Here is a 25,382-nt window from a genome sequence, read left to right on the forward strand (position 1 = left end):
TCAGGCTTTCCCGCGGATATCGATCCGCGTATCGTAGAAGGTGCTCCCGTTCCCCCGGTCGGTAAGGCGCTGGCTGGTGAGGGCGTTCACCGTCCGGTCTCCGGGGGCGTGGACGGTCCACCAGACCCCTTCGGCAACGGCCACGCCGGGTGGAACCCGGTCGGTCACCGCAAGGATGAACGTCACCTCGCCCCGCTCATTGAAGGCTGTCACCGGCTCGCAGTCGGCAAGGCCGCGTGCCGCCGCCTCGACCGGATTTACCAAGAGCCGCATCCCACCCTGTTTCTGCCGCAGTTCATCCTGCTCGTAAAAGGAGGCGTTGAGGGCGTAGGGGGTCGGCGCGGTCATGAGCATGAGGGGGTGTTCCCCCCGTTCCTCGTGGGTAGGGAGGTGGCGCGGGAGGGGCTCCGGGTCGAGGGGGTTCAGGATTTCCACCTTTCCCGATGGGGTTCTGAACGTGCGTGGCGCGTCGGGGGGGAGGGGGAGTTCCACCGCTTTCCCTTCCCTGAAACGGTCCAGGTCGATTCCCTCCCGCATGGGGGTGGGGATGGATATGAGGTGCTCGATCATCTCCCCTTCGGTCCGGCGGAAATAGGGCTCGTCGAATCCCATTGCCGCCGCCAGCAGCGCGAAGGTGTCCCAGTTGGACCTGCTTTCGCCCACCGCCGGCACGGCCGGCCATGCCCGCTGGATGCAGTAGGTGCCGTAGGACCGGTAGACATCCCCCGTCTCCAGGGACGAACAGGCGGGAAGCACCACGTCGGCCCAGCGGGCGGTGTCGGTCATGAACCGCTCGTGGACCACGGTGAAGAGGTCGTCGCGGGCAAGCCCCCGCAGAATCGCGTTCTGGTCCGGGGTCACGGCGGCCGGGTTCGAGTGGTAGACGTAGAGGGACTTCACCGGCGGATCGTCCAGCTCCGTCAGGGCGTGCCCCAGCCGGTTCATGTTCACCAGCCGCGTGGGGCGCGCCATGAAATCCGGCCGGGTCACCTCCGTCGTGACAAAGGCCGGGCCGGTGCTCGTGGACGCCAGGAGCCCGCCCCCCAGTTTCCCGTAGGCCCCCGTCAGGGCCGGGAGCGCGCAGATGGTGCGAACCGTCATGGCGCCGTTGCCGTAGCGGGAAAGCCCGCTTCCCAGGCGGATGAAGGGGGCCTTTGCGCGGCCGTAGAGCACCGCAAGCTCCTCGATGACGGCGGGGTGGATGCCGGTGAGGGCGCTCACCCGCTCCGGCGCGTAGCCGGGGAGGACCTTGTCCGCCAGTTCCGCAAACCCCTGGACCCGCTCCGCCGTGAACTCCCCGTCAACGAGGCCCTCGCGGGCAATGACGTGCATCATCCCCAGGGCCAGCGCCCCGTCGCTCCCCGGCCGGGGAAGGATCACACGGTCCGCCGCGGCGGCGGTGGGGGTCTCGTAGGTATCGATGAGCCAGACCTTGGCCCCCCGTCTTTTGGCTTCCCGCACCCCGTGGAGGAAGTGGATGTTGGTGGCCGCCGCGTTGATTCCCCAGAGAATGACCAGATCGCTTTCCGCCACCTCATCCGGGTGGGGGGCAGGCGTATCCCCCATGATCGCTTTCCACCCCTCCTCCTTGGCCGGGGCGCAGATGGTCCGGTCCAGCCGCGATGCTCCCAGGCGGTGGAAAAATGCGTGGCCGCAGTTGCGATGCACGAGCCCCATGGTTCCGGCGTAGGAGTAGGGGAGGATCGACTCTCCTCCGTGGTTGGCGATGATGTCCCGCCAGCGGTCCGCAATCATGGCGACGGCCTCGTCCCACGGGGCGGGGCGGAACTCTCCCTTTCCCTTGGCGCCGGTGCGGACGAGGGGGGTCGTGAGCCGCAACGGCGAGTGGACCGTCTTCTCGTAGTGGAGCATCTTGGGGCAGAGGGTGCCACGGGTGAAAGGGTGCTCCGGGTCGCCGGAGACGCGTACGGCGCGGCCGTCCTGCACTTCAGCCAGAAGACCGCAGGCGTCGGGGCAGTCATAGGGGCAGACTGAGCGTCTGATTTCAGTGGCCATGGGAACCTCTCGGATGGGGAATAACTGAGAATGACAACAAGAATAACACAGAGCAACGGAGCAACGGAGAAGTCAATCCCAAAAAGCAATTTAAACACAGAGCAACCGTGTTCTCTGTCAAGCCGAAGTTATACTGCCGTTCCAATAGCGGTTGTCTCTAACCATGGCATTGAGGATGACCAGAAGCTTCCTCATAGCAGCCGTAATGGCTACTTTATGTACTTTGCCGGCCGTTCTTAGACGGTCATAGAAGGCCTTGATGATGGGGTTAAATCGTATGGCGGCAAGTGTTGCCATGTACAGAACGGTACGGACTGCTGCACGGCCTCCCCATATGGCTCGTTTGCCCTTGTGTTTACCACTGTCCCGGTTATATGGGCACAACCCTGCTAATGCGCTGATCTTGTGCCGGGAGACGGTCCCCAATTCGGGCAGCGCTGCCAACAGCGTTGCAGCGGTAACAGGGCCGACGCCCTTGATGCTGGTCAGAATTTGCTCCTTTGCCTTCCAGAGCTCAGAGGACTGGATGAACTTGGAAATATCATCATCAAAAGAACAAATTTGCTGCTCAAGCCATTCGATGTGCCGCACAATCCCCGCGCGCACCGATTTTGGAGCGGCTGAGAGGCGGTTTTTCTCTGCCGCCTGCATGTCAACGAGCTGGCGCCTGCGTGAGATCAAAGCGGAGAGTTCGTGGGCCGCCTCGTCTTTGAGAGGTCTGATCTCCGGCTCGATCTTCTGGCCGAACAAGGCTATGACCTTTGCATCAAGCTTGTCCGTCTTGGCCAGAAGACCACACGCTTTGGCAAAATCTCGGATCTGCCTCGGGTTTACGATAACAACGGGCAGCGAAGCCGCTGAAAGCATACCGACAGCTAGCATTTCCAGGCCGCCTGTTGATTCGAAAATGACCCGTGTTGGGGCTGCTGCGAGAAGAGCTTCCGCCAACTCGGTGCAACCACTTTCGTCGTTGGAGAACCGCTTCGTAATCCCCAGAGGGAGTATGCATACGTCGAGATTCTCTTTGCTTACGTCAACTCCTGCGACAACTGATTCGTTCAGTCCCATTTTTTCCCCGTCCCTTTCTTGCGAAGATGCGGGCTATAAAGCCCGGGCAACCGTTCGGGCTGCGAAGAAAGGACATGGCGCTTTACGCTCTGTGACGGGCTTGAAGCCCTAGACACAACCAAACTGCCATGCCCGGCACAGAAAAACTAGCTGCTTGATACTGAACATACAAGGCACAGAGAGCACGGAGTTGTAAAGCAGCTTGCCGAAACTGCAGATATCCACCCGGAAAGTGTTACTCCTGAGCCGTCGTTATCTTTGATTTTTCTCTGTGTCTCTGTGTCTCTGTGGTGGAAGTGTTTTTAGGTGTTTTCCGGGGATGGTTGCGGGCACCCGGGAAGGGAGAAGTAACAGGTGGTGCCGGCTCCCGGGGCGCTTTCGAACCAGATGCGGCCGCCGTGGCGCTCGATGATGCGATGGACGATGGCGAGCCCCACCCCGGTGCCGGGGAACTCGTCGGGGGTGTGGAGCCGCTCGAAGGGCTTGAAGAGCTTGTTCGCATAGGCCATGTTGAATCCGGCCCCGTTGTCGCGCAGGAAGAAAACGGTTTCGTCCCCACGCTCGGTCCGGCCTAACTCGATGCATGCATCGGGTGTGCGGGATGTGAACTTCCAGGCATTCCCCACCAGGTTATCCATGGCGGTCCACAAAAGTTCCGTATCGCCGCAGGCGGTTATCTTCGGGTCAATCCTGACCGCTACTTCCCTCAGGGGGTCGGCCTCCCGCAAATTGGCGACAATTGTCCGCACCACGGCGCTCAGATCGATCTCCCTGGGAGCCATTTCGCGCCGTTGCACGTTGAAAAGGGTGGACATGGATGAAATCACCCGCTCCATCTGCTTGCCGACCGTCGCTATGCGCCTGGCGTAGCGGCGGGTCTCTTCGTCAAGCCGCTCGCCGCAGTCCTCCTTCATGGCTTTGCAGAGGCCGTTGAGGCGCAGCAAAGGGGCCCGCAGGTCATGGGCGGCCGAATAGCTGAACGATTCCAGCTCCTTGTTCGTCTCTTCAAGACGGTGGGTCCGTTCCTGAACCTTTGCTTCCAGCTGGGAGTTAACTTCGCGGAGCTGCCGCAAAGCTGCTTCCCGCTCCTCTTTCCGTTGCTGAAGGGCAATTGCCATGCTGTTGAAGGAAGCGGTGAGCGAGCCGATCTCGTCGTTGGACTCAACGGGGATAACCTCGATCTTGTCCCCCAGTTCCACGGTTCTGACCCCTTTTGCCAGGTGGGAGAGGGGGCGGGTTATGGTGCGGATGACCAGGTAAACCATGCCGAGACCCAGAGCCAGAAACAGCAGGGCCCCAGCGGCGGCCGCCATTGTGAGCCGGACCACGTGGGCGTGGACCTGCTCGCCGTTCATCACGACCTGAACGGTGCCGAGGAACTGGCCGTTCTTCTCCGGTTGCTCGGAGGAATTGAAGAAGAGCTCTTCTTCGCTTCCCTTCCCCTCCAGCGCGAAGACCTTGTTCGAAAAAGTAATCACGCGGCTCATGCCGCTCTCCCGGCCGTTATTGGATGAACGGGCCATATGGGCAAGGGCCTGGCCGTCATGGTCGCTGACGGTCACGCTCAATACGTCGGGAACCGCCAGCACCCCGGCGGCCAGGTCGGCAAGCTGCTGGCGATTGCCGGCAAAAAGCCCCGGCCGGGCATTGTGGGCGAGGAGCCCCGTCAGCAGTTGCCCTTCGGTGACAAGTTTGTTGTGGAGTATGGTGTATTGGCTTCTAAGGAAGAAAAGAGTCAGAGCGGTAGATGCTATGACGATGACGGTGGCCGTCACCATGAAGAGTTTGGTGCGGAAACTCCGGTAAATGCCCGTTGGCTTCGGTCCTTGCGCTGGTTGGGCAGAATCGTCGCGCGATGATTTTTCCATGGGTACCTACTCGTTGAGGGTGACGCCAAGGTTGCGCGCCACCGAGTGGTTCACCTTCAGGTTTGCCCGGTCGGGCGGTTCGGGTTGTAGTGATGCAACCGGCGTGCCGTTAAGAATGCGATGGGCCACCCGGCCGGCCTGCCTTCCCATGTCGGCAGCATCCACTTCAAAGGCTGCGATGGCTCCCTGCGCCAGGTACTTTGCGGCAAAGGCCAGTACCGGAATCCGGTTCTGCCGGGAGAATACGGCAATGGCCTCCATCGTGTCGCGGGTTATCACCGTCGGGTCGGGGAGCAGCCACAGGGCGTCGATGTTTGTTTGGAGGCCTTCGAGCTCCCGGACAGCTTCGCGGGGGTCATCCGCCGTGCGGGTTACCAGGGTGATGCCGAGCCTTGCCGCCGCTTCGCGGGCCTCCCGCACCAGCGCCCCGGTTCTGGCCGGGTTGTAGATTATCCCCACCCGCCGTGCGCCCAGCTCCTTCTTGCAGAGGGAGAGGTAGCGCTCCGCCGGTACGTTCATCTCAATGCCGGTGATGTTGTTGCCGGTTCTGCCGGGGCTTGCCACCATGGCGTAGATGATGGGGAGCTCGCGGATTTCCTTCACCCGCTCAAGGGCTTCGCGTCCCACTGCCAGCACGATCCGAGGGCGGGATTCGCGCACTGCCCGCGCGATGTTGACCCCTCCCGTTTCGGAAAGCACGAACCGCTCCACGGAACGCACGCCGGCCGTTGCCTCGAAGCCGCGCACTGCGGCGTCGAAGGGGGCCAGGCGCTCGCTCTGCACCACGGCAACTTCCGCGGCAAGGGCCGGGAAGCTCCAGAGGAGCAGGAAAGCGAGTATGTGGAGGATGCGTGCGGTCATGGTTTCCTAAATTGTGTTCGTTACCATTTGATGCGTAGGCCGCCTTCGAACCAGCGGCTTGGGTTTTTGAATATTTCGTCGTGATACTGGTTGCCGTCGAACAGGTTATGGCCGGTGGCGAAGAGTTCCGCCTCGGCATTGTTGTTTCTGAAGAAGCGCCATCCCAGGTTAAGGTCCCAGATGAAATTGTTGTACTTGCCGCCCCAGGATCTGGGGGTGTTCCAATCCCGGTAATAGCCGACGAGGGAGCCGCGAATGGTCTTGTCGTCGTAATGGACGCCAAGATCCCAGGTTTGGCGGGCTACAGTATTTATGTCTTCGTCGGTTTCGAGGTTTTTGGCATCGGTAAAGACGTAACCGGCAGTGAGCCAGGTGTTGTAGAGCGGTGTTGTGCGGGCTTCAATCTCGAACCCTTCCCTCAGCGTTCTTGTCACTGTGTCGCCCCGCTCCTTGAACTCATGGCGGAACCATGTGCCCTTGAACCAGAGGAACGGTATTTCGGTGGTTTCGAGACCTGCCTGGACGGTCCAGCCGGTGTCTTTGTTGGAATAACCTGGAGTCAATACCGGAAGGTTGTAACCACGCGCGGCATAGGCACGCAGTAAGGTTTTGCCGGTTATGTCGACGGTTGCCCCGATGCTGGGGCTGAAGAAATTGCCGGTTTGGCTGGTCATGTCGTAGCGGACCGCCGGGGTTACGGTTAGCCGTTCCCAGGCGATGGTGTCGTTCAGGAAAAAGCCCCACTTGTCGTTTGTGGCGTAAATCTTATCTTTGTATGAATAGAGAGGGTAATCGAGCTTTGTCTTGCTCTGCCCATGGTCGAACTCAACCCCGCCGGTCAGGGTGTGGAGCCCCTGGCGCCAGGTGAGTATGGCCGTACCACCGGAGGTTTTCTCGTCGTTAGTGATGGTAGCAAATCGTTCGCTGGTGCTGATGGTGTTGTTGATTTTTGAATAATCGTACCGCGTGCCTTTAATCATGACATTGAAGGATAGCCGGTCGGTCAGGGTGTAATCGAAGGCGAGGGTCGACTGGAGTATGTGAAGCTTAAATCGATCCGAATAGTCGGCGTATGTGATGAGGCCAACCTGTGGGGACGTTTCCATGGAATTTAAGGTGAGACGGAGGCTCCCTTTGTCGGCAAGGTTCCAGCGGAGCTTGGCGTAAGCATTGTTGTTTTCGGTGGCGTTAAAGGGGTGGAAGCCGTTGCTCTGGAGATTGCCGCCCGACAGATAGTAGCCGAGGTTACCCACCGTGCCGGAGAGTTCTCCCCGGCCGTCGCGGGTGCCGTTCTCGCCGCCGGAGAAGGAGGCTGCGCCGCTGAAGGGGGCGTGGAGGGCCGGTTCCTTCGTGATGACGTTGACTATACCCCCCAGTGACGACCCCCAGCTTGAGGAGGCAGGCCCCTTCAGGACCTCAACCCGCTCGATGATTTGCACCGGTACCATGCTGGCGAGAGCCATGTTTTCAACCTGATCGTCAATGGGGACACCGTCGATCAGAATTTGGATAAACTGGGTGGTGGCCCCTGCAAACTCGGTGGCGGTGTTTGAGCCGGGGGCGGTATTGCCGGTGACCTGGACGCCGGGGACGATGGCGATGACATCGGCCAGGGTGTGGGCGTTCATCGCCTCAATTTCATCGGCAGAGATGACGGTGATGTTCTCGGCGCTCCGTGAGAGGGGTCGCGGCGAGCGGGTGGTTGAGGTGACGGTCAGTTCCTGGGGGTCGTAGTAAAGACCGAGCAGATCGCGGTCGCTGCCGGTTTCCGCTTGTGCTGTGCAGGGGGTAATCATGTTTGGCAGAACAACCAAGCAAAAGAGCCCCAGCAATAGCGACGATAGGCGCCGGAATAAAGTTCCGACGCCTGTTTTCGCAGTCTTGAAGGGGCTCGATGTTGGCATGCAATATGCTCTAATGAAATATATGAAGTTATGAATTGCGTCGGTTTTATAGCAGATAAAATAGGTGATTGTCCACGGTTTTATCTGCTTATGTAGGTAACGCCTATTGAGGGAGGGGGGATGATTGTGAGTCAAATAACTGACGAGGTGACTGTTCTTGACACCGGGAGTCCGACGCCTCCGGAGGATCTGATGGCCTGCTGCAAGACGACAATAGCAGCCACTAGGGTTCAGCCGGACGAGTAGTCCGAGTAGTAATTAGTGCGAAGGGACTGGGGGGCTTTGCCCCCCGGCCCCCACGTACTTTCTTTGGGCGGCCAAAGAAAGTACGCAAAGAAAACCGCCCCCGATGCCTTGGCCGCTGACGCGGCTTCCCTCGCTCCGTCGGCCGCTGCGGCGGGGGCACAATTCGCTTCGCTCAGGGTGCCCCCTTCTTCCGCACCGGCCTTACTCACTCGGCTGCGGCAAAGGGGGAAAGGCGCAAGGGCGCAAAGGCAGCTACCCCCCTGCTTCGCTCACGCTCGCTTCCCCCCTACAAGGTAGGGGGGATTGAGGGGGGTCCTTCCGTGGTTCACTCTTCCGGAGCCCCCCATGATCCTCTCCCGCTACGTCACCTCCTACCCTTGCCCCGATTCACCCGACCATCTCCTCCTCTTTGCCTGCCGCACCGGCGCGGTGGTGCGGGTTTCTGCCGCCACTCTCGAAGCGGCGCGGGCCGGTACCCTTTCCTCTGCCGCTTCTGATCCCCTCGAAAAGCACGGCTTCCTCGTGGCGAGCCCTGAGGCGGAACGTGAAGAGATGCTCTCCTGGTTCGACCGGATCAACGCCCGGCGGCGCCGCGCGGGGATCGTGGCGGTCATGACCCGCCGCTGCAACCTGGCCTGCCCCTACTGCTTCGAGGGTGGGCAGGCGCCGGAAGGGGATATGGCCGAGGAGACCGCCGACCTTCTGGTGGCGATGATCGGGCGGGAATGCTTTGCTCAGGAGTGGCGGGTGGATCTGGATTTCTACGGCGGCGAGCCGCTCCTGCGGCCGGACCTGATCCGGCGCATCGCCGCGCCCCTGAAGGTGGCCGGGGGTGATCTGTTCCACGGCCATCTGGTCAGTAACGGCACCCTCTTTGACCGGCAGGTGATGACGGAACTGGCGGCCCTGGGCATCGAGTCGGTGAAGGTTACCCTGGATGGTCCGCCCCCGGTCCACGACCGCTACCGCCCCTACGGCGGCGGTGCCGGGAGTTTTTACGACATCCTGCGGGGGATGGGGGAGGTGGCGGATCTGGTTAAGATCCAGGTGGGGGGGAACTTCACCAGGGAGACCTGGCGGGAGTACCCCGTGCTCCTGGACCTGCTCCTGGCGGAGGGGTTCACCCCCGAGCGGCTCGGCGCGGTGCGGTTCACCCCGGCCGTGGGGGGAAAGGGTGGGAAGGCGCTTCCCCACTTCGCCGAGGGGTGCGTCACCTGCGAGGAGCCGTGGCTGGCCGAGGCGGAGCTGACCCTGCGGGATGAACTGGTGAAACGGGGCTTCAGTGTGCCGAAGCCCGGCCCCTTCTCCTGCATGATCGAGCTGGAAAGCGACCTGGCCGTGGATGCCGACGGCACCTGCTACAAGTGCCCCGCCTTCATGGGGCACGAAGGGTATGCCGTGGGGAACCTGCGCGACGATCTTGGCGGCATCGCCCCGGCCTACGGGCGCGACATCTGGAAGAAGGATGAGTGCCTCGACTGCGCCTACCTCCCCCTCTGCTTCGGCGGCTGCCGCTACATGAGGCTGGCGGAAGCGGGGGCCGTGGACGTGGTGTCGTGCCAGCGGGAGCACCTGGACGCCACGGTGGAGGCGATGGTGCGGCGGGGGGTGGAGAAGGGAAATCAGACGCCATCTTGACTTGGTGAAACCATTGCACTACTATTGCTGTATATGCCGACCATCAAGCATTTCCGACACTGCCGACTGACCATCTACCCCAACGAGCACGGGACGCCCCATTTTCATTTGGAATTCACCGATGGCGACCGCTGCTCCGTCGCCATTGAAACGCTGGAAATACTCGTCGGCGAAGTGCGCCCGATGCGGAAGATGGCCGAGGCAATGGCGTGGGCCCAAGAGAATAGGGAACTGTTGCTGGAGAAATGGAAGGAGATTACACAATGAACAAGCCGCCGCGGATCGAGGAAGTAACCGCCACGCCCCCGGCGACCCTGACCATCCGCTGGTCTACGGGTGAAACGCTGACCGCCGATATCGGCGACTGGATCAACCGTTTCGCCCTGTTGGCGCCGCTGCGGGATGCGTCGGTCTTTTCCGGGGCACGGGTGGGGTGGTACGGGCACAGCGTCGAGTGGGGAGAAGGGGTTGAGCTTGGCGCGGACGAGCTCTATTCCCGTTGCCGCGCCCAGGCGGGCGAGCCGTCGCCGGCCGAGTTCGATGCCTGGATGCGGGCCAACAACCTCTCCCTGGCGTCGGCGGCAGAGGCCATCGGCATGTCCCGGAGGATGGTGGCCAATTACCGGACCGGCAGCAAACCTATACCGCGGCACGTCTGGCTTGCCTGCATCGGGTGGGAGACCATCAAGGGGCGCCGGGCGGCGTAGATCAAATACCCCCTCACCCGCCCTTCGGGCACCCTCTCCCACAACGGGGAGAGGGAATTTCACCCCTCGCCCCTTGTGGGAGAGGGGCAGGGGAGAGGGGGATAATCCCCCTACGACAACAGCCTATCCAGGTGGTCGAAATCCAGCACTTCCTCCGCCTGGGCCTTGACGAGATCGATCTTCTCGGTGTCCTCGGCGCTGATCTTTGAGACGTGGTACTTCATGGCGGAAAAGACGTCGGCGGTGGTCTCGTGGATGCGGATGTAGGGGATGAGGCTGTCGTCGAGGATTTTCTGGGTGATGGCCGATACCGGGGCGTGGCCGGGGATGACGAGGCCGGCGATTTTTTCCCGGTAGGCGGGGATGTTGTAGAGGGAAGAGAGGGTGACGATGAGTTCGTCACGGGAGCTGGTCACCACGAGGAGCGATGACTGCTCCAGCCCGTCGATGACCTTCTGGGACGAGGCGGCGCCCAACTGCATGTGGTGGACGATGCGGGTCCCCTGGCTCTGGTCTCCCCGCAGGGGGTGGGCCAGGAGCCGCGCGATGTTGTTCAGAGTGGGGTTGGCGAGGATCGGAGACCAGTCGAAGGCCCCGATGACGCTGATGTTGTGGGGGTTGAAGGCCCGCTGGAGATACGAGAGGGAGGTCTCCCGCTTCTCGGGTATGAGCTTGTTCACCAGGAGCATCCGCAGGTCGGCCCCTTCCATCCGGTAAAGGGGGAGGTTCAGCTGGACCGAGTCGATGACGTTGCCGATGCCGCCGCCGGAGACCATGATGACCGGTGCATCCACCAGCTTCGCCACCTTTGCGTTGTTCATGCCGATGACGGAGCCGACCCCGCCGTGGCCTGAGCCTTCGATGATGAGGTAGTCGTTTTTCCGCTCCAGCTCCTGCACTGCTTCGTTGATGCGCTCGGCGGGCCAGAGGGGTGATATGTCGCCGTCGATGAATTTCTTGGTGGCGCCCCGCTCCAGAACCACCGGCGACATGTGGGCTATGTTGTCTTCGAGCCCGAAGATGCGCGCCATGAGAGCGGCGTCCATATCCACGGTCAACCCGTTGACGACCTGGCATTTGGGGCCGATGGCCTTGATGAAGCCGACCCGGCCGTATTTCTTCAGGGCCAGGTGCATCAGTGAAACGCTGATGGTGGTCTTGCCCGAGTTCATCCCCGTGGCCGCTATGAATACCTTTTTGCACATGGCGATTGCCTTGACCTCTGTCAACTGAGATTCATGCAGAAACAAGCAAGTATAATTTTACCAGAAGTTTAGTTGCAAGCATGTATACCGCATGAGCTTTTCCCTTGCCCGCCCCGGATGCCCCTTGCTATAAAAGTTTCCATGGAAAAAACGAAGAGACATGTATCCCTCGGGGAGATTTTCCGCACATTTCTTGCCATCGGCATTACCGGCTTCGGAGGCGGCATGGCGGTGGTGGCGCTGGTGGAGCGGGTTTGCGTCCATGAAAAAAAGTGGATCGGCCACGAGGAGTTCATGCACGGCCTTGCCTTCGGCCAGTTCCTGGGCCCCTTTTCTCTCAACTCCTGCACCTTTGCCGGTTCCTTTCTCCGGGGGAGGATCGGCGGTGTCGTGGCGGCCACGGCCTTTATTCTCCCGTCATTTCTCATAGTCTCGCTTCTTTCCCTGCTCTATTTCCGCTATCACCAGCTTCCGGAACTTCAGGCGGCCCTGCGGGGGACGAATCCGGTCATCATCGCCCTGATTCTGGTGGCGGCTCTCGGCATGGGGCGCAATATCCGGGGGGGGGAGCGTTGGGCCGTTGCGATACTGGCCTTTGCACTCTCCGCGTTCTTTTCGGTGAACGGGCTCGCCCTCCTGGCCCTGGCAGCCGTCTGGTCCCTGGGGCGGGCGCGATTCCAACAGGGGCATAACTGATGGGGCCTCTCATCACCATCGCCTGGACGTTCCTGAAGATCGGCCTGGTTTTCGTGGGCGGAGGGTATGTCCTGATCCCTCTTTTGCACCGGATAATGGTGGATCAGTACCGCTGGCTCACCCTGAAGGAGTTTCTGGACGGCGTGGCCATCTCCCAACTCACCCCCGGCCCCCTGGCGATTCTCGCCACCTTCACCGGCTATCGGGCCGGTGGCTTTGCCGGCGCCCTGGTGGGGACCGCCGCCATTTTTCTTCCCTGCACGGCGCTCATGATTTTCCTCTCGCGGCGCTATGAGCGGCTGCGGAATATCCGCCTGATCCGCGAGGTGCTGGACGGCGTCATCCCGGCCGTGGTGGGGCTGGTGGCGGCCGCGGGGTGGCAGCTTGGCACTACCTCCCTGGTTTCAGTGAGGGATTTCGTCATCTTCGCCGCCGGTTTCGCCATCCTCCAGTTCACTAAGGTGAGCCCCCTGTTCGTCATCCTCGGCGCCGGGGCGCTGGGGTATTTTCTCCATTTTCAGTAAAAAACTGCCCGGTTGGCAACGGCCGACGGTCCGTGATAAGGTGACGCCATGAAACGAAAAACCCTTCCCAAACTCCTCTACGCCGATGCGCAGGGGAACATCTTCGACCACCCGACCCTTTGCATGGCCGGCATGAGCGGCCCCGAGGCGGTGCTCCCCGAAGGGGTGGAGCTGATCCCGCTCCCCGAGGGGAGCCGGCTCTTCACCATTCCCGATACCCCCCCCATGGCCTGGGACGAGAAGCAACACCGTTTCGTGACCGTGGCCACGGTCCGGGAGGGGCGGCGAACCCTGCCGGTGCAGGCGGTGTCGGCCTTCATGGCACCGGGGTACGTGCGGACCCTGCTCCCCGCCTGCGATTACGGCAGGAAGAAGGTGCACCTGCCGCTTTGGTCCTACACCGCCGTGGGGTGGGACGAGGAGCGGGACTGCTTCGTGGTGGCCGCCTCCCGGGTGGATACCAACGACAACTGGAACCCGAACAACTACGACGACCGGAAGCTGGACCCCCTGGTGCGGCAGCGGCTGGCGGAGATGCCCAACAACCGCCTCCTGGAGCAGCTTGCCCGCTGCGCCGTGGATTACCACTGCTTCGCCGCCAAGAACCTCTTCTTCCGCCGCTGGGAGGCGCCGCTTCCCACGTCGCCGGCCTGCAACTCCCGGTGTCTGGGGTGCATCAGCCTCCAGCCCTCGGACTGCTGCCCCTCCAACCACGAGCGGATCGGCTTCGTTCCCACGCCGGAGGAAATCGTGGAGCTGGCCCTGCCCCATCTGGAACAGGCGCCGGAGCCCATCGTCTCCTACGGCCAGGGGTGCGAGGGGGACCCCATCATGCAGGCCGACACCGTGGCCGAGGCGACCCGGCGGCTAAAAAAGGCCACCAGCCGGGGAATCGTGAATTTCAACTCCAACGGCTCCTTCCCCGACCGGATTGCCATGCTCTGCGACGCGGGGATGGATTCCATGCGCTTTTCCATGAATTCGGTGCGGGATGAGTTCTACGACAAGTACTACCGGCCGGTGGGGTACCGCTTCGCCGATGTGAGGGAGTCGGTGCGGCTGGCCAAGGAGCGGGGGCTCTTCGTGATGATCAATTACCTGGTCTCGCCGGGGCTCTCGGACAACGCCGACGAGGTGGAGGCGCTCCTGCGGTTCATCGGCGACACCGGCGTCGACATGATTCAGATGCGGAACCTCTCCATCGACCCCGACTTCTACAACAAGCGGATGGGGGTCACGGGGCGGGGGATCGGCATGTACCGGATGCTGGAGCGGGTGAAGCGGGAATTCCCCCGGATCCAGTACGGCTACTACAACCGGACCAGGGATAACTTTTACCCGGAGGGGCTGGAGAAGAGCTGGCCGATTCGCTAGGCCGGCACCCCTTCCACTACCATGCTGGCCCACTCATGCAGAGCCAGATCGCGGTAGGTCTTGAATACCCGTCCATCCCTGGTGCGGAAGAGCTTTTTGGGTTCGCGGTCGTCGATCGAGTTGTCGTAAACATATGCCCGGTCAACCATTGATATCGCCAGGGCGCTGTTGGCAATGGAGCGCTGGTAGCGGGAAATGATCTTGGCGATGGGGACATCGTGACCGCCCGCCATGACCCGTCTGGCGACGCGGGCTGCGTTGATGGCGGGGCTGTCGGTGCCGATGAAAAAAAAGCGGATGAAAAAGTCAGCCTCTTTCGCCCGCTTGATAAAATCCAGTTTTTCCGGGACGGAGAAAACCGTTTCCAGGAGCATGCTCCGTTTTCCCAGCAGGCATTCCTCTCTGAGTTCCTGAGCCCTGGCTGCAGCTTTCATGACGGCTTCGGGAGAGTTCCAGTCCCCGAATTCATTCTTTGCGATCTCATCGGGATTGATGAAAATGCAGCCATCCGACCAGTCGTGCCTGAGGACCTGGTTCGTGAAGGTTGTCTTGCCCGAGCCGTTTGGCCCCGCAATTACAATCAGCTTATGCCTGAGAACGTTTTTCGCCATGGGCCTGGAATGCCTCGCTGGCCGACGCAAGCTCGCGCCGCAGGTTGTCTCGAAGCAACTGCTTTAACTCGATGGTCTGCGCCTTGGTTCGCTCGGCGACAGCCCTCATGATTTCGTTCAATTCCTTCTCGGAGAGCTCCTTGGGCCGCTCTCGGAATTCTTTTTGCTTTTTAATGGATTTCATGGCTGCCTCCACAATCGGTACACATTCAATCTAGCGGAACCGCTCCATGGGGTCAACTCAATAAAAAGGTGATGGAGCCTGCCGTCAGAGGGCTTGCCCACCTCCGTCAGTACCGCACGTCGAACCCGCTGAATTCTCCCCGGAATTCCTCCCGTTCCACGATCACCCGGTCGACCCTGGCGCGGGAGGGGCCGTGGTGGCACCACTGCACGAGGGCCTGGACGCCGGGCTCCTCCCCCTCGAAGCACCCCTGGACATCGCCGTTGTGGAGATTTCTCACCCACCCCGTGACCCCGAGACGCAGTGCCTGCTGGACCGTGTGGTGGCGGAAGGCGACCCCCTGCACGAGCCCCTTGACGGTGACGATGGCGCGAATTTTCGTCATTGTTCTCCCCCCATCATTTCCAGGAACTGATCTTCCGTGAGGACCGTCACCCCAAGCTGACGGGCCTTCTCCAGCTTGCTCCCCGCCTCGGCCCCGGCCACCACGAAGTCGGTCTTTTTCGACACCGATCCGGCCGCGTGGCCCCCCTCGTTCTCCACCATCTTCTGGGCCTCGCTCCGGCTGAAGCGGGTGAGGGCCCCGGTGAAGACGAAGGTCTTCCCCGTGAACTTCCCCCCCACCTTTTTTTCTTCAACCGTCGGCTCCACCCCGGCCGCAATCATCCGCCGGATGGCCTCCCGGTTCCCCTCGTTGTGGAAAAAGGTGGTGATGCTCCGGGCCACCTGGGGGCCGATCTCCCGGATGGAGAGGAGTTCTTCGTCCGTGGCCCGGGCCAGGTTGTCGATGCTCCCGAAGGCCGTGGCCAGGAGCTTAGCGGTGTGCTCCCCCACGTGGCGGATGCCGAGGGCGAAGATGAAGCGGGAGAGTTCCCGTTTCTTGCTGGCCTCGATGGCGTTCAGGAGGTTTTCCGCCAGCTTGTCCCCCATCCGGTCGAACTTCATGAAGTCATCCCTGCCGAGGATGTAGAGGTCGGCCACGTTCCCCACGAGCCCCAGCCGCAGGAGCTGCTCGATGTACTTTTCGCCGAGCCCCTCCATGTCCATGGCGTTGCGGGAGGCGAAGTGGATGATGGACTCCCGGATCTGGGCCGGGCAGGAGAGCCCCATGCAGCGGACCGCCACCTCGTCGGGGATTTTCACCACCTCGGAGCCGCACTCGGGGCAGGCGGCGGGAATGGGGAGGAACCGCTCGCTCCCCGTGCGCTTCTCGGTGAGCACCCGCACCACCGCCGGGATCACGTCGCCGGCCCGCTCGATCACCACCGTGTCGCCGATGCGGATGTCCTTGCGCTCCATCTCCTCCCAGTTGTGGAGGGTGGCCCGGGAGACCGTGACGCCGGAGACCTCCACGGGGCGCAGGTTCGCCGTGGGGGTGATGACCCCGGTGCGCCCCACGGAGGGGACGACATCCTCAATGACCGTCACCGCCTGGCGGGGGGGGAACTTCACCGCCACGGCCCAGCGGGGGGAGCGGCTCTTTTCACCCAGCTCCCGCTGGAGAGGGAAGGAGTCCACCTTCACCACGACACCGTCGATCTCGAAGGGGAGGGTGTCGCGCTGTTCGGTCATCTCGCGGTAGTAGGCGAGGACCCCGGCAACCCCCGTCACCTGCCGGGTCAGTGAGGTTACCGGCAGACCTTGCTGCCGGAGGGCGGAGAGGAACTCCCATTGACTATCGAAATCGACGCCCCGAAGCTCTCCCGGCGCGTAGCAGAACATGGCGAGGGGGCGCCGGGCCGTGATGCGCGAGTCCAGTTGCCGGAGGGAGCCCGCCGCCGCATTGCGGGGGTTGGCGAAGGGGGGCTCACCCTCCTCCTCCCGCTGGGCGTTCAGCCTCTGGAAGGCCGCCAGGGGGAGAAATACCTCGCCCCGCACCTCCAGGAGCTCCGGAGGATTGTCCCCTTCGAGCCGCAGGGGGATGCTCTTTACGGTTTTCAGGTTCTGGGTGACGTTTTCCCCCACGACCCCGTCGCCCCTTGTGGAGCCCACGGTGAGTGTGCCGTTCTCGTAGATCAGTTCCACCGCGAGCCCGTCCAGCTTCGGTTCGCAGACATAGGAGATTTCCTCTGCTCCCGAAAGCCCGAGAAAGCGCTTCACCCGGTCGTCGAACTCGGCGATGTCGCCGTCGGTGAAGGCATTCTCCAGGGAGAGCATGGGGATGCGGTGGGTTACCTGCTCGAACTTGTCCAGGGGCGCCCCGCCCACCCGCTGGGTGGGGGAGTCGGTGGTGACGAGGTCGGGGAATTCCGCCTCCAGCTTAACCAGTTCGCGATAGATAAGGTCGTATTCCGCGTCGGTGAGTTCCGGGCGGTCGAGGACGTAGTAGAGGTGGTCGTGGCGCCTTATTTCGGCGCGAAGCTCGGCGATGCGCCGCACGGCGGCGGGCTTGTCCATGAAAATCTCCGTGATTAGTAATCAATATTGCCCGAGTGCTTATAGCATAGCACAGGGGTCATGGCAATTTGTCGGGCCGGTTTACATCCGCTGTTGGGATTGGCTACAAACGCCGGTATCTGGTGGAGAACAAGGGCGCAAGGGTCCTGTTTTTAGCTAAATCCGCGAAAGGATTGAATGTTGCATTGACTGTGTTTTAATGCATTGTGTGTCGGAAACAGGTGCGAACAGGGAAGAAAGCATCAATGCCACGTCAAAGGAGGCAGCCATGGCGACGAACCTTATGGAGCAGCTAAACGGTATGTTTACCGGCGATATTGCCGGTCAGATCGGCCAGTTTCTCGGAGAGGGGACGACGGCCGTCCAGAAGGGGGTGCCGGCGGCACTTGCGGCGCTGGTGGGTGGTGTGGCCTCAAAGGGGACAACCATGGGGGGCGCCGCGCAACTTCTCGATCTCGTCCGCTCCGGCGGGTTCGGGGAGAACACCCTGACGGGGATGGGGGCATCTCTGGCAGGGGGCGAAGCGACCAAAGGGCTCCTGGAAAAAGGCACCGCCCTTGTGGGGACGATCCTCGGCGACAAGGCAGGCGGGGTCGCTGACTGGCTCTCGTCCCTGAGCGGCATGGGAAAGGGGGGCGCCCGGTCGCTGCTCGGCCTCCTGGCCCCCTTCGTCATTGGGCTTATCGGCAGGGAGGCCGAGGAGAAGGACTTGGGGCCGGTGGGGCTCTCGGGGCTTCTTGCCGGCCAGGGGACGTTCCTCCAGCAGGCCGCCCCGGCGGGTCTGGCGGGCCTCTTGGGCCTCTCCGGCTTTTCCGGGCTGGGGGGCGGTGCCGTTCCGGCCGCGCTATTCTCCGGCCCCATGTCCAAGGTTGTCTGGATTCTGGCAGGTATTGCCGTAGCCTTCGTCATGTACACTCTGCCCCAGCGTTGCTCCATGAAGGCTCCGTCGGTCCAGCCTCCGGCGGCGGAGATGCCGGCCGTCAAGATCGACCCGAAACTGGGGGCATTCGGTGACGTGACGCTTCCCGACGGCGTCACCCTGAACATCCCCGAATTCGGCATCGAGCGGAAGCTCCTGGCCTTCATTCAGGATGCTGGAAGAGTCGTTGACCGGACTACGTGGTTCACCTTCGACCGGCTCCAGTTCGAGACCGGCAGCGCCGCGCTGAAGCCCTCGTCCCAGGAGCAGCTCGGCAATATTGCTGCTATTCTCAAGGCTTACCCGCAGGTGGCCATCAAGGTCGGCGGCTACACCGATAATGTGGGTGACCCCCAGGCGAACCTGAAGCTCTCCAGGGACCGTGCCGCCAACACCATGCAGGAACTGGTGAAGCTCGGAACCGATCCAGCCCGTCTCGAATCCGAAGGGTACGGTGAGGAGCATCCCGTTGCCGACAACGCCACGGAGGATGGTCGGCAGCAGAACAGAAGGATCGACGTCCGGGTGACGAAGAAATAAGGGTGATGCACTATGCGATGGAGTGACGGGCGAAGAAGCGATAACGTGGAAGACCGCCGGGGGATGACGGTGGGACGGAAGGTTGTGGGTGGCGGCATCGGCACGATCATCCTCGCGCTGGTCGCCATGTATTTCGGCATCGACCCGTCGGTGGTGCTGCAGCAGGGGGGCTCTCCCCTTACGGCGCCGACCCAGACGGAACAGGCCGGAAAGCCTCCCGCCAACGACGAGCTGGCCCAGTTCGTCTCGGTGGTCTTGGCGGACACCGAGGATACCTGGCACGAGATATTCAAAAAAAACAACAAGAACTACCAGGAGCCGAAGCTGGTCCTCTTCACAGGTGCCGTGGAGTCGGCCTGCGGCTATGCCCAGGCCGCCATGGGCCCCTTCTACTGCCCCATGGACCAGAAGGTCTACATCGATCTCAGTTTCTACCGGGACCTGAAGGAGCGCCACCAGGCGCCGGGGGATTTTGCCCAGGCTTACGTCATCGCCCATGAGGTGGGGCATCACGTGCAGTCGCTTCTTGGTATATCCGAGAAGGTGCACAACCTTCAACAGCGGGCCGGCAAGGCCGAGGCGAACCAGCTCTCGGTGCGGCTTGAGCTTCAGGCCGACTGTCTGGCTGGTATCTGGGCCCATCATGCCAACCGGAGCCGGCAGGTTCTCGAAACCGGTGACGTGGAGGAGGCACTCCAGGCGGCAACCAGCATCGGCGATGACCGCCTCCAGCAGCAGGCCCAGGGGTACGTCGTACCCGAAAGCTTCACCCATGGCAGCTCCGAGCAGCGGGTCCGCTGGTTCTCGACCGGCCTCGACAACGGCAGCTTCGGGGCGTGCAATACTTTTGGGGCCGGAACGTTGTAATTGTCGATAGTGCCTTGTCCTTGGCATGGTAATCACTCTCTTGCGTTTTCCTCGACCCCTCTACTATCAATATACACAGCCGGGCCCGACGGCCCGGCTGTCGTGTGTCTGGAGCACCGATTAACCGTTTTCTCACACCTCACCAGCGGTTCGCCGCTGAACATGCCGGGGGGGGGCGTGGTTCTGGCCGGCAAACACACGATGGTATATGAAGGTCAGACGCTGTCATTTTTGTTTCGCATTTCTCACCATGATTTGTGATAAATTTGACATGTCTTTGTAACTGTCGAATATTATTACAAGTATATTGATGCTGTGTTGTCGTTTGTTTACAGTTTGCTGAGATTCCAGTGTTCAAGGAACGGTAAATCGCCCTGTTACGTTGAGGCCTGGATTTTGCATTAGCTGGTGTTAATTGCATAGGGGTTTGCCATGGATGGCTGTTAGTCTGACGGCACTTATTTAGCTCCGTCACTCCTCGTGCTGACAATGCGGCTTCACCGATCTCTATCCCCCCTCCCTTTCGAACCGCCTGCTTTTTAATGCCCCCTCTTTATTGCCATCATCAGCAATGAGCTGCGTTGCGATCCGTGCGGCACCGTCTAATCGCGTGATCGAGCCGGCGTGCAGCCTTCCTTGTCCGGATGGAAATGGCACGTTACGAAACCATCCCCGTGAGGATGGCTAAAAAAATGCGAAAGGAGGAAGGGTAAAAAGCAGATTGGCACTATCGATTCACCGGCTCTTTTGTGTGGTTACACGGCGTACCGGGGCGTGATGGGGGAACCCATGCTCCCCTGCGGAAGGAGGAGTTATGCAACTGACGCACCTTGTCGTGCTGGGGTTCATGCTGTCGCTGTTCATCCCGCACGATGCAACGGCGAAGCCTTTCACTGCCATGTACGTGATCGGCGACAGCCTTTCCGACCAGGGGAATCTCTTTAATGCTACGGAGACCCTGACCGGCTTGGGGCTCCCTGCCGCTGACCATTACTACCAGGGACGCTTTTCCAATGGAGAGGTTTGTGCGGGGTTCCTGGCGGAGAGGATGGGGCTCGGCCTCGCCGCAACGGCGATTGGGGGCACCAACTATGCCTATGGGGGAGCCCGGACCGAGTACAATGTTGTCGAAAATCCCCCCACGGAGGGTGGTTTTCTCCCGGGCCTCTATCCCTGGACCCTCGATCTTGAACGGCAGGCCTTTGCCGCCGACGGGGTTAATGATCCCCGTGGACTGTATGTGCTCTTTTCCGGCAGCAACGATTTGGCGGACCTGATCGGCTTTGCCCTGGTATCCGGTTTTGATGCGGCCGGCGCCGCCGTCGACGGGGTGGTCCAGGGGGCGGAAGAGATCATAGAGGCTTACGTGGCCGCCGGGGCGCGGGATATTCTCGTTCCCAACGTGCCGGATATGGGGCTTGTTCCCCACGTAGCCGGCATGGATCCCCTGCCGGGAATGCCGGCCGATTCGACCCTGGTGTCCGATACCGCCACCGCCCTTTCGGTCCGCTACAACACGGCTCTTGACGAGATGTTGATGCAGTTTAACGGCGTGAACATCATCCGCTTCGATACATTTTCCCTAGTACGGAAAATGGCGAACAATCCGGCAGCCTATGGACTGACCAACGTGACTGCTCCCTGCTATACGGGGTTTGTGGACCCAGCGCGGCCGAACGACACGGTCTGCTCCACGCCGGAGACCTATCTCTTCTGGGACTATGAACATCCTACCACCACCGTCCATGCCCTCCTGGCCGAACGGATGCTGGCCGCCCTTGCGAACGGCCTATTGCGCGACTTTGCCCGTGAAGTGGGGAGTATGGATTTGGACCGGAGCGAAGCTGATTCGCTCCGGACGGTGATTGCCAACGCGAGGAACTTGCTTGCGGACGGAAAAGAGCAGAATGACGGCGCCGTCCTGGTGCTCCTCCACGCCTTTACCGTGAAGGTGGAGGCGTTGCGCGGGATTCTGATTCCCGCAGAGGAGGCCGATGCGCTGCTGGCGCGGGCGCGGCAGATCACCGAGTTGGTGGAGGCCATGGAGAGATCGTAGCAGCCTGCCTTTGGCACGGTAATCGCTCTCTTGCATTTCTCCCGACACCTCTGCTATCAATGATGACAGCCGGGCCCGACCGCCCGGCTGTCGTGCGTCTGGAACACCGATTAACCGTTTTCGAGGATTACCATGATTGACCTCTCCACCCTCAACCCTCCCCAGCGGGCCGCCGCGGAGCATACGGAAGGGCCGCTGCTCGTCCTGGCCGGCGCCGGCTCCGGCAAGACCCGGGTCATCACCTACCGGATCGGCCACCTCCTTCTGGACAGGAAGGTGAAGGCCGATAACATCCTGGCGGTCACCTTCACCAACAAGGCGGCAGGCGAGATGAAGGAGCGGGTCCGGGAGCTGGTGGGGCGCGGCAAGGCCAAGGGGATGGTCATCTCCACCTTTCATTCCCTGGGGGTCCGAATCCTGCGCCGGGACATCGAGCGGCTCGGATACAAGAAGAATTTCTCCATCTACACCACCTCGGATCAGATCGGCCTCATCCGTCAGGCCATGCGGGAGGTGAACGCCGACGGGAAGAAGTTCGACGCCGAGACGCTCCTCTGGCGGATCTCCGGCTGGAAAAACGGGCTCATTCCGCCGGACCGGGCCGTCCCCCGCTATAACGATCCCGACGAGCTTCTCGCCTGCGACGTCTACCCCCGCTACCAGGCGCTCCTCCACGCCTGCAACGCCATCGACTTTGACGACATCATCATGCTGACGGTGCGGCTCCTCCAGGACTACCCGGAGGTGCTCGACCATTGGCAGGAGCGGTTCCGCTACATCATGGTGGACGAGTACCAGGACACCAATGCCTCCCAGTACCTCTTCATTTCCCTCCTGGCGAAGAAGTACCGCAACCTCTGCGTGGTGGGGGACGACGACCAGTCCATCTACGGCTGGCGGGGGGCCGACGTGGGGAACATCCTCGACTTCGAGCGGGACTACCCAGGCTGCCGGGTGGTGAAGCTGGAGCAGAACTACCGCTCCACCGGTACGATCCTGGAGGCGGCGAACCAGGTCATCAAGAACAACGCGAAGCGGAAGGAAAAGCGTCTCTGGACCGACGTGGGGGAGGGGCGCCCCATCGACATGGTCATCGCCCAGGACGACGAGGAGGAGGCGACCCTGGTGGTGGAGCGGCTCCAGATGGAGCGCTACCAGCACAACCTCTCCTTCGGCGACTTCGCCATCCTCTACCGCACCAATTCCCAGAGCCGGGCCTTCGAAGAGCAACTCCGCTTCGAGGACATTCCCTACGTGCTGGTGGGGGGGATGCAGTTCTACGAGCGCAAGGAGGTGAAGGACGCCCTCTCGTACCTGAAGGTGATCGACAACCCCCTGGATGAGCAGGCGCTCCTGCGGGTGGTGAACTTTCCCCGCCGGGGGATCGGCGACGGGACCGTGGTGAAGATCAACCAGTGGTCCCTGGAGCACCAATGCCCGCTCCTGGAGGCCATGGGGCGGGTGGGGGAGATCGAGGGGATTACCGAGGCGCTGCGGGAGAAGGTTCTGGCCTTTCACCGGCTCATCACCGGCGCGGCCGAAGAATTTCGCCGTCCCGGCAACCTGGCGGCGCGGGTGAAGGGTTTCTACGACCGGATCGGCCTTGAGGAGGAGCTCTACCGGACCATCGAGGAGCCGGCCACGGCCCGGCGCAAGGTGGAGAACGTGGAGCAGATCATCAACTCCATGGCGGGTTACGAGGAGCGGATTCCGGGGGCGACCCTCTCGGGGTTCCTGGAGAAGGTGTCGCTCATGGACGAGGACCGCTTCAGCGGCAAGGACAAGAAAGAGCACGGCAAGGACGCCGTGACGCTAATGTCGCTCCACTCCAGCAAGGGGTTGGAGTTTCCCTTCGTCTTTCTGGTGGGGTTCGAGGAGGAGATTCTCCCCCACAAGAAGTCGGTGGAGGAGGGGATGTCGATCGACGAGGAGCGGAGACTTTGCTACGTGGGTATCACCCGGGCCCGGAGGCATCTGACCATTACCCGTTGCCTCCACCGGAAAAAGTATGGCAAGCTCCTGGAGCGGCAGCCGAGCCGGTTTCTGGAGGAGATACCGGAGCGGCTCGTTCAGGTCCACGAGGGTATGGTGAAGAAGGCCGTAACCGAGGATGAGCAGGAGGCCATGGCCCAGGATTTCTTCGCCCGGATGCGGGAGAAGCTGGGGTAATCTGAAACGTCAGATTAAACACAGAGACACAGAGAGCACAGAGTTTTTTCAATAAGTACCAAGACAGTCGAGTTAACCCGAAAAGGGTTCCTCTTGTTTTTGCAAGGCTTTACTTGTTCTCTCTGTGTCTCTGTGCCTCTGTGGTGAAACGCTTTGAGGAGTTATTTAATCGTCTTTTGCCCCGGCTTCCACCCCAGGGGGCAGAGCTCGCCGGTCTGGAGCGCTTCCAGCACCCGGAGGGTCTCATCCACGCTCCTTCCCACCGAGAGGTTGTTCACTACCTGATACTGGAGGACGCCGTTGGGGTCGATGATGAAGAGTCCCCGCAGGGCGACGCCTTCCTTCTCGTCGAGGATGCCGTAGCGGGCTGTGGCCTCCTTCTTGTTGTCGGCAAGCAGGGGATACTTCAGGTCTCCCAGATCCCCCCGCTTGATCCAGGCCAGGTGGGAGTACTTGCTGTCCACGGAGGCGCCGAGGATCTGGGCGTTCAGTTCCGTGAACCGGTCGATGGCCTTGTTGAAGCCGGTGATCTCGGTGGGGCAGACATGGGTGAAGTCGGCCGGGTAGAAGAAGAGGACCACCCACTTGCCCCGGTGGTCGGCGAGGCTCACTTTCTTGAATTCCTTGTCAACAACCGCATCAAGGGTGAAGGCGGGGGCCGGTTCGCCAACCTTGGCAACTTCGGAAATGGGCAGGATCATTCCCTTGTGGTGCTGAGCCATGAGCTCTGTAGCCTTGGTCATTTCATCGTTTTTTTCGGGATTGGCGAATGCTGTGCCGACAAGGATTCCGGTTGCGATGGCGGCTGCGAGAAGTGCTGATATGCGTTTCATTGAGTAACCTCCTGGTGGTGTGGTGAGCAAACCGTTTCTAATGATATCCCAGTCTCCTTAGGGTTGCAAGTTGTCGGCCTGATTAATAAAACGGTTCTCCTGTCATGGATTTTGTGATACAAAAGAACGATTTTTCATCAAGAAAGGAGTACGCAATGGGTGAAGAAACCAACCCCCGCGTCGTCATCGAGACATCCCAGGGAAGCATTACCATCGAGCTGTTCAAGGACAAGGCTCCGATTACCGTCCGCAACTTCCTCTCCTACGTGAATGACGGATTCTATGACGGTCTCATTTTCCACCGGGTCATCAAGAATTTCATGATCCAGGGTGGTGGGCTCGACGAGAATATGCAGACCAGGAAGAACAAGTTTGCCATAAAGAACGAGGCGACCAATGGACTCAAGAACAACAGGGGGACCTTGGCCATGGCCCGGACCGCAGTGGTGGATAGCGCCACTTCCCAGTTCTTCATCAACCTGGTTGACAATGCGTTCCTCGATCACAAGGGGAAGACACCGGATATGTTCGGTTACGCCGTTTTCGGCCAGGTCGTTGAGGGGATGGAAGTGGTGGATGCCATCGCCCAGGTGAAGACCGGCAACAAGGCCGGCCACTCCGACGTGCCCGTGGAGCCGGTGTTCATCACCAGGGCTTCCGTGGCGGAGTAGTTAAATAAACCGATTTTTCCCGGGATTA

The 25,382-nt window shown here is 61.3% G+C and carries 23 protein-coding genes; 12 read left to right on the top strand and 11 right to left on the bottom strand.

Going from position 1 to position 25,382, the window contains the following annotated elements; translation table 11 throughout:
- The 5 genes from JZM60_RS09765 to JZM60_RS09785 all read right to left on the bottom strand — a co-directional run bounded on the left by JZM60_RS09765 (window position 1) and on the right by JZM60_RS09785 (window position 7,609).
- Window positions 1–2,016: a molybdopterin oxidoreductase family protein gene (locus tag JZM60_RS09765; protein ID WP_207162139.1), complete on the bottom strand. Its 2,016-nt coding sequence runs from the start codon at window positions 2,014–2,016 to the stop codon at window positions 1–3.
- A 117-nt stretch (window positions 2,017–2,133) separates the two neighbouring features.
- On the bottom strand, window positions 2,134–3,084 hold the full coding sequence (locus JZM60_RS09770; RefSeq protein ID WP_207162140.1) for an IS110 family RNA-guided transposase: 951 nt from the start codon (window positions 3,082–3,084) through the stop codon (window positions 2,134–2,136).
- Between the two features lie 302 nt (window positions 3,085–3,386).
- Complete coding sequence (locus JZM60_RS09775; RefSeq protein WP_207162141.1) at window positions 3,387–4,952, bottom strand: sensor histidine kinase; 1,566 nt, start codon at window positions 4,950–4,952, stop codon at window positions 3,387–3,389.
- A gap of 6 nt (window positions 4,953–4,958) precedes the next feature.
- Window positions 4,959–5,813, bottom strand: a complete 855-nt coding sequence (locus JZM60_RS09780; RefSeq protein WP_207162143.1) for an ABC transporter substrate-binding protein — start codon at window positions 5,811–5,813, stop codon at window positions 4,959–4,961.
- Window positions 5,814–5,833: 20 nt separating this feature from the next.
- Window positions 5,834–7,609, bottom strand: coding sequence for a TonB-dependent receptor plug domain-containing protein (locus JZM60_RS09785; protein ID WP_241426213.1), 1,776 nt, complete (start codon window positions 7,607–7,609; stop codon window positions 5,834–5,836).
- Between the two features lie 228 nt (window positions 7,610–7,837).
- Between JZM60_RS09785 and JZM60_RS09790 the strand changes: the two genes are divergently transcribed.
- From JZM60_RS09790 to JZM60_RS09805, 4 genes are all read left to right on the top strand, one after another.
- Complete coding sequence (locus JZM60_RS09790; RefSeq protein ID WP_207162147.1) at window positions 7,838–7,963, top strand: geopeptide; 126 nt, start codon at window positions 7,838–7,840, stop codon at window positions 7,961–7,963.
- A gap of 345 nt (window positions 7,964–8,308) precedes the next feature.
- On the top strand, window positions 8,309–9,601 hold the full coding sequence (gene gptM / locus JZM60_RS09795) for a geopeptide radical SAM maturase (RefSeq protein WP_207162149.1): 1,293 nt from the start codon (window positions 8,309–8,311) through the stop codon (window positions 9,599–9,601).
- 33 nt (window positions 9,602–9,634) lie between these two features.
- Window positions 9,635–9,868: a DUF4160 domain-containing protein gene (locus JZM60_RS09800; protein WP_207162150.1), complete on the top strand. Its 234-nt coding sequence runs from the start codon at window positions 9,635–9,637 to the stop codon at window positions 9,866–9,868.
- Entirely contained in the window at window positions 9,865–10,308 is a 444-nt protein-coding gene (locus JZM60_RS09805; RefSeq protein WP_207162153.1) for a DUF2442 domain-containing protein, read from the top strand. The genes JZM60_RS09800 and JZM60_RS09805 overlap by 4 nt, the downstream gene beginning before the upstream one ends.
- A gap of 110 nt (window positions 10,309–10,418) precedes the next feature.
- On the opposite strand, the gene JZM60_RS09810 is transcribed toward JZM60_RS09805, so the two are convergent.
- The gene (locus tag JZM60_RS09810) at window positions 10,419–11,513 is read right to left on the bottom strand and encodes an AAA family ATPase (protein ID WP_207165561.1); all 1,095 of its coding nucleotides are present in this window, start codon (window positions 11,511–11,513) and stop codon (window positions 10,419–10,421) included.
- A 141-nt stretch (window positions 11,514–11,654) separates the two neighbouring features.
- On the opposite strand from JZM60_RS09810, the gene JZM60_RS09815 reads away from it, so the two are divergent.
- From JZM60_RS09815 to JZM60_RS09825, 3 genes are read left to right on the top strand one after another with little or no spacing between them, the layout of a single operon-like run.
- On the top strand, window positions 11,655–12,209 hold the full coding sequence (locus tag JZM60_RS09815; protein WP_207162154.1) for a chromate transporter: 555 nt from the start codon (window positions 11,655–11,657) through the stop codon (window positions 12,207–12,209).
- Window positions 12,209–12,733: a chromate transporter gene (locus JZM60_RS09820; protein ID WP_207162155.1), complete on the top strand. Its 525-nt coding sequence runs from the start codon at window positions 12,209–12,211 to the stop codon at window positions 12,731–12,733. Before JZM60_RS09815 ends, JZM60_RS09820 begins: the two co-directional genes overlap by 1 nt.
- A 48-nt stretch (window positions 12,734–12,781) precedes the next feature.
- On the top strand, window positions 12,782–14,107 hold the full coding sequence (locus tag JZM60_RS09825) for a radical SAM family protein (protein WP_207162157.1): 1,326 nt from the start codon (window positions 12,782–12,784) through the stop codon (window positions 14,105–14,107).
- On the opposite strand, the gene JZM60_RS09830 is transcribed toward JZM60_RS09825, so the two are convergent.
- The 4 genes from JZM60_RS09830 to ligA all read right to left on the bottom strand — a co-directional run bounded on the left by JZM60_RS09830 (window position 14,104) and on the right by ligA (window position 17,299).
- Window positions 14,104–14,718: an ATPase gene (locus tag JZM60_RS09830; protein WP_207162159.1), complete on the bottom strand. Its 615-nt coding sequence runs from the start codon at window positions 14,716–14,718 to the stop codon at window positions 14,104–14,106. The genes JZM60_RS09825 and JZM60_RS09830 overlap by 4 nt on opposite strands.
- A complete protein-coding gene (locus tag JZM60_RS09835) occupies window positions 14,693–14,902 on the bottom strand; it encodes a hypothetical protein (protein WP_207162161.1) in 210 nt (69 codons plus the stop codon). The genes JZM60_RS09830 and JZM60_RS09835 overlap by 26 nt, the downstream gene beginning before the upstream one ends.
- A gap of 106 nt (window positions 14,903–15,008) precedes the next feature.
- Window positions 15,009–15,287, bottom strand: coding sequence for an acylphosphatase (locus tag JZM60_RS09840; protein WP_207162163.1), 279 nt, complete (start codon window positions 15,285–15,287; stop codon window positions 15,009–15,011).
- Window positions 15,284–17,299, bottom strand: a complete 2,016-nt coding sequence (ligA, locus tag JZM60_RS09845; protein WP_207162165.1) for an NAD-dependent DNA ligase LigA — start codon at window positions 17,297–17,299, stop codon at window positions 15,284–15,286. The genes JZM60_RS09840 and ligA overlap by 4 nt, the downstream gene beginning before the upstream one ends.
- A gap of 268 nt (window positions 17,300–17,567) precedes the next feature.
- Here ligA and JZM60_RS09850 point away from each other — a divergent pair, with 268 nt between their 5' ends.
- The 4 genes from JZM60_RS09850 to JZM60_RS09865 all read left to right on the top strand — a co-directional run bounded on the left by JZM60_RS09850 (window position 17,568) and on the right by JZM60_RS09865 (window position 23,850).
- Complete coding sequence (locus tag JZM60_RS09850; protein WP_207162167.1) at window positions 17,568–18,758, top strand: OmpA family protein; 1,191 nt, start codon at window positions 17,568–17,570, stop codon at window positions 18,756–18,758.
- Window positions 18,759–18,770: 12 nt separating this feature from the next.
- Window positions 18,771–19,625, top strand: coding sequence for a KPN_02809 family neutral zinc metallopeptidase (gene ypfJ / locus JZM60_RS09855; RefSeq protein ID WP_207162168.1), 855 nt, complete (start codon window positions 18,771–18,773; stop codon window positions 19,623–19,625).
- An 814-nt stretch (window positions 19,626–20,439) separates the two neighbouring features.
- Window positions 20,440–21,681, top strand: coding sequence for an SGNH/GDSL hydrolase family protein (locus JZM60_RS09860; RefSeq protein ID WP_207162170.1), 1,242 nt, complete (start codon window positions 20,440–20,442; stop codon window positions 21,679–21,681).
- A 132-nt stretch (window positions 21,682–21,813) separates the two neighbouring features.
- The gene (locus tag JZM60_RS09865; protein ID WP_207162172.1) at window positions 21,814–23,850 is read left to right on the top strand and encodes an ATP-dependent helicase; all 2,037 of its coding nucleotides are present in this window, start codon (window positions 21,814–21,816) and stop codon (window positions 23,848–23,850) included.
- 161 nt (window positions 23,851–24,011) lie between these two features.
- On the opposite strand, the gene JZM60_RS09870 is transcribed toward JZM60_RS09865, so the two are convergent.
- Window positions 24,012–24,683, bottom strand: coding sequence for a peroxiredoxin (locus tag JZM60_RS09870; RefSeq protein WP_207162174.1), 672 nt, complete (start codon window positions 24,681–24,683; stop codon window positions 24,012–24,014).
- A 155-nt stretch (window positions 24,684–24,838) separates the two neighbouring features.
- On the opposite strand from JZM60_RS09870, the gene JZM60_RS09875 reads away from it, so the two are divergent.
- Window positions 24,839–25,354 carry a peptidylprolyl isomerase gene (locus tag JZM60_RS09875; protein ID WP_207162176.1) on the top strand — a complete coding sequence of 172 codons (516 nt, stop codon included), beginning with the start codon at window positions 24,839–24,841 and terminating at the stop codon, window positions 25,352–25,354.
- Window positions 25,355–25,382: the final 28 nt, after the last annotated feature.

Source organism: Geobacter benzoatilyticus, assembly GCF_017338855.1.
Taxonomy (GTDB): domain Bacteria; phylum Desulfobacterota; class Desulfuromonadia; order Geobacterales; family Geobacteraceae; genus Geobacter; species Geobacter benzoatilyticus.

Coding starts and splice junctions, on each gene's coding strand:
- JZM60_RS09765 (WP_207162139.1), bottom strand. CDS start 2,016: ATGGCCACTGAAATCAGACGCTCAGTCTGCCCCTATGACTGCCCCGAC.
- JZM60_RS09770 (WP_207162140.1), bottom strand. CDS start 3,084: ATGGGACTGAACGAATCAGTTGTCGCAGGAGTTGACGTAAGCAAAGAG.
- JZM60_RS09775 (WP_207162141.1), bottom strand. CDS start 4,952: ATGGAAAAATCATCGCGCGACGATTCTGCCCAACCAGCGCAAGGACCG.
- JZM60_RS09780 (WP_207162143.1), bottom strand. CDS start 5,813: ATGACCGCACGCATCCTCCACATACTCGCTTTCCTGCTCCTCTGGAGC.
- JZM60_RS09785 (WP_241426213.1), bottom strand. CDS start 7,609: ATGATTACCCCCTGCACAGCACAAGCGGAAACCGGCAGCGACCGCGAT.
- JZM60_RS09790 (WP_207162147.1), top strand. CDS start 7,838: ATGATTGTGAGTCAAATAACTGACGAGGTGACTGTTCTTGACACCGGG.
- gptM (WP_207162149.1), top strand. CDS start 8,309: ATGATCCTCTCCCGCTACGTCACCTCCTACCCTTGCCCCGATTCACCC.
- JZM60_RS09800 (WP_207162150.1), top strand. CDS start 9,635: ATGCCGACCATCAAGCATTTCCGACACTGCCGACTGACCATCTACCCC.
- JZM60_RS09805 (WP_207162153.1), top strand. CDS start 9,865: ATGAACAAGCCGCCGCGGATCGAGGAAGTAACCGCCACGCCCCCGGCG.
- JZM60_RS09810 (WP_207165561.1), bottom strand. CDS start 11,513: ATGTGCAAAAAGGTATTCATAGCGGCCACGGGGATGAACTCGGGCAAG.
- JZM60_RS09815 (WP_207162154.1), top strand. CDS start 11,655: ATGGAAAAAACGAAGAGACATGTATCCCTCGGGGAGATTTTCCGCACA.
- JZM60_RS09820 (WP_207162155.1), top strand. CDS start 12,209: ATGGGGCCTCTCATCACCATCGCCTGGACGTTCCTGAAGATCGGCCTG.
- JZM60_RS09825 (WP_207162157.1), top strand. CDS start 12,782: ATGAAACGAAAAACCCTTCCCAAACTCCTCTACGCCGATGCGCAGGGG.
- JZM60_RS09830 (WP_207162159.1), bottom strand. CDS start 14,718: ATGGCGAAAAACGTTCTCAGGCATAAGCTGATTGTAATTGCGGGGCCA.
- JZM60_RS09835 (WP_207162161.1), bottom strand. CDS start 14,902: ATGAAATCCATTAAAAAGCAAAAAGAATTCCGAGAGCGGCCCAAGGAG.
- JZM60_RS09840 (WP_207162163.1), bottom strand. CDS start 15,287: ATGACGAAAATTCGCGCCATCGTCACCGTCAAGGGGCTCGTGCAGGGG.
- ligA (WP_207162165.1), bottom strand. CDS start 17,299: ATGGACAAGCCCGCCGCCGTGCGGCGCATCGCCGAGCTTCGCGCCGAA.
- JZM60_RS09850 (WP_207162167.1), top strand. CDS start 17,568: ATGGCGACGAACCTTATGGAGCAGCTAAACGGTATGTTTACCGGCGAT.
- ypfJ (WP_207162168.1), top strand. CDS start 18,771: ATGCGATGGAGTGACGGGCGAAGAAGCGATAACGTGGAAGACCGCCGG.
- JZM60_RS09860 (WP_207162170.1), top strand. CDS start 20,440: ATGCAACTGACGCACCTTGTCGTGCTGGGGTTCATGCTGTCGCTGTTC.
- JZM60_RS09865 (WP_207162172.1), top strand. CDS start 21,814: ATGATTGACCTCTCCACCCTCAACCCTCCCCAGCGGGCCGCCGCGGAG.
- JZM60_RS09870 (WP_207162174.1), bottom strand. CDS start 24,683: ATGAAACGCATATCAGCACTTCTCGCAGCCGCCATCGCAACCGGAATC.
- JZM60_RS09875 (WP_207162176.1), top strand. CDS start 24,839: ATGGGTGAAGAAACCAACCCCCGCGTCGTCATCGAGACATCCCAGGGA.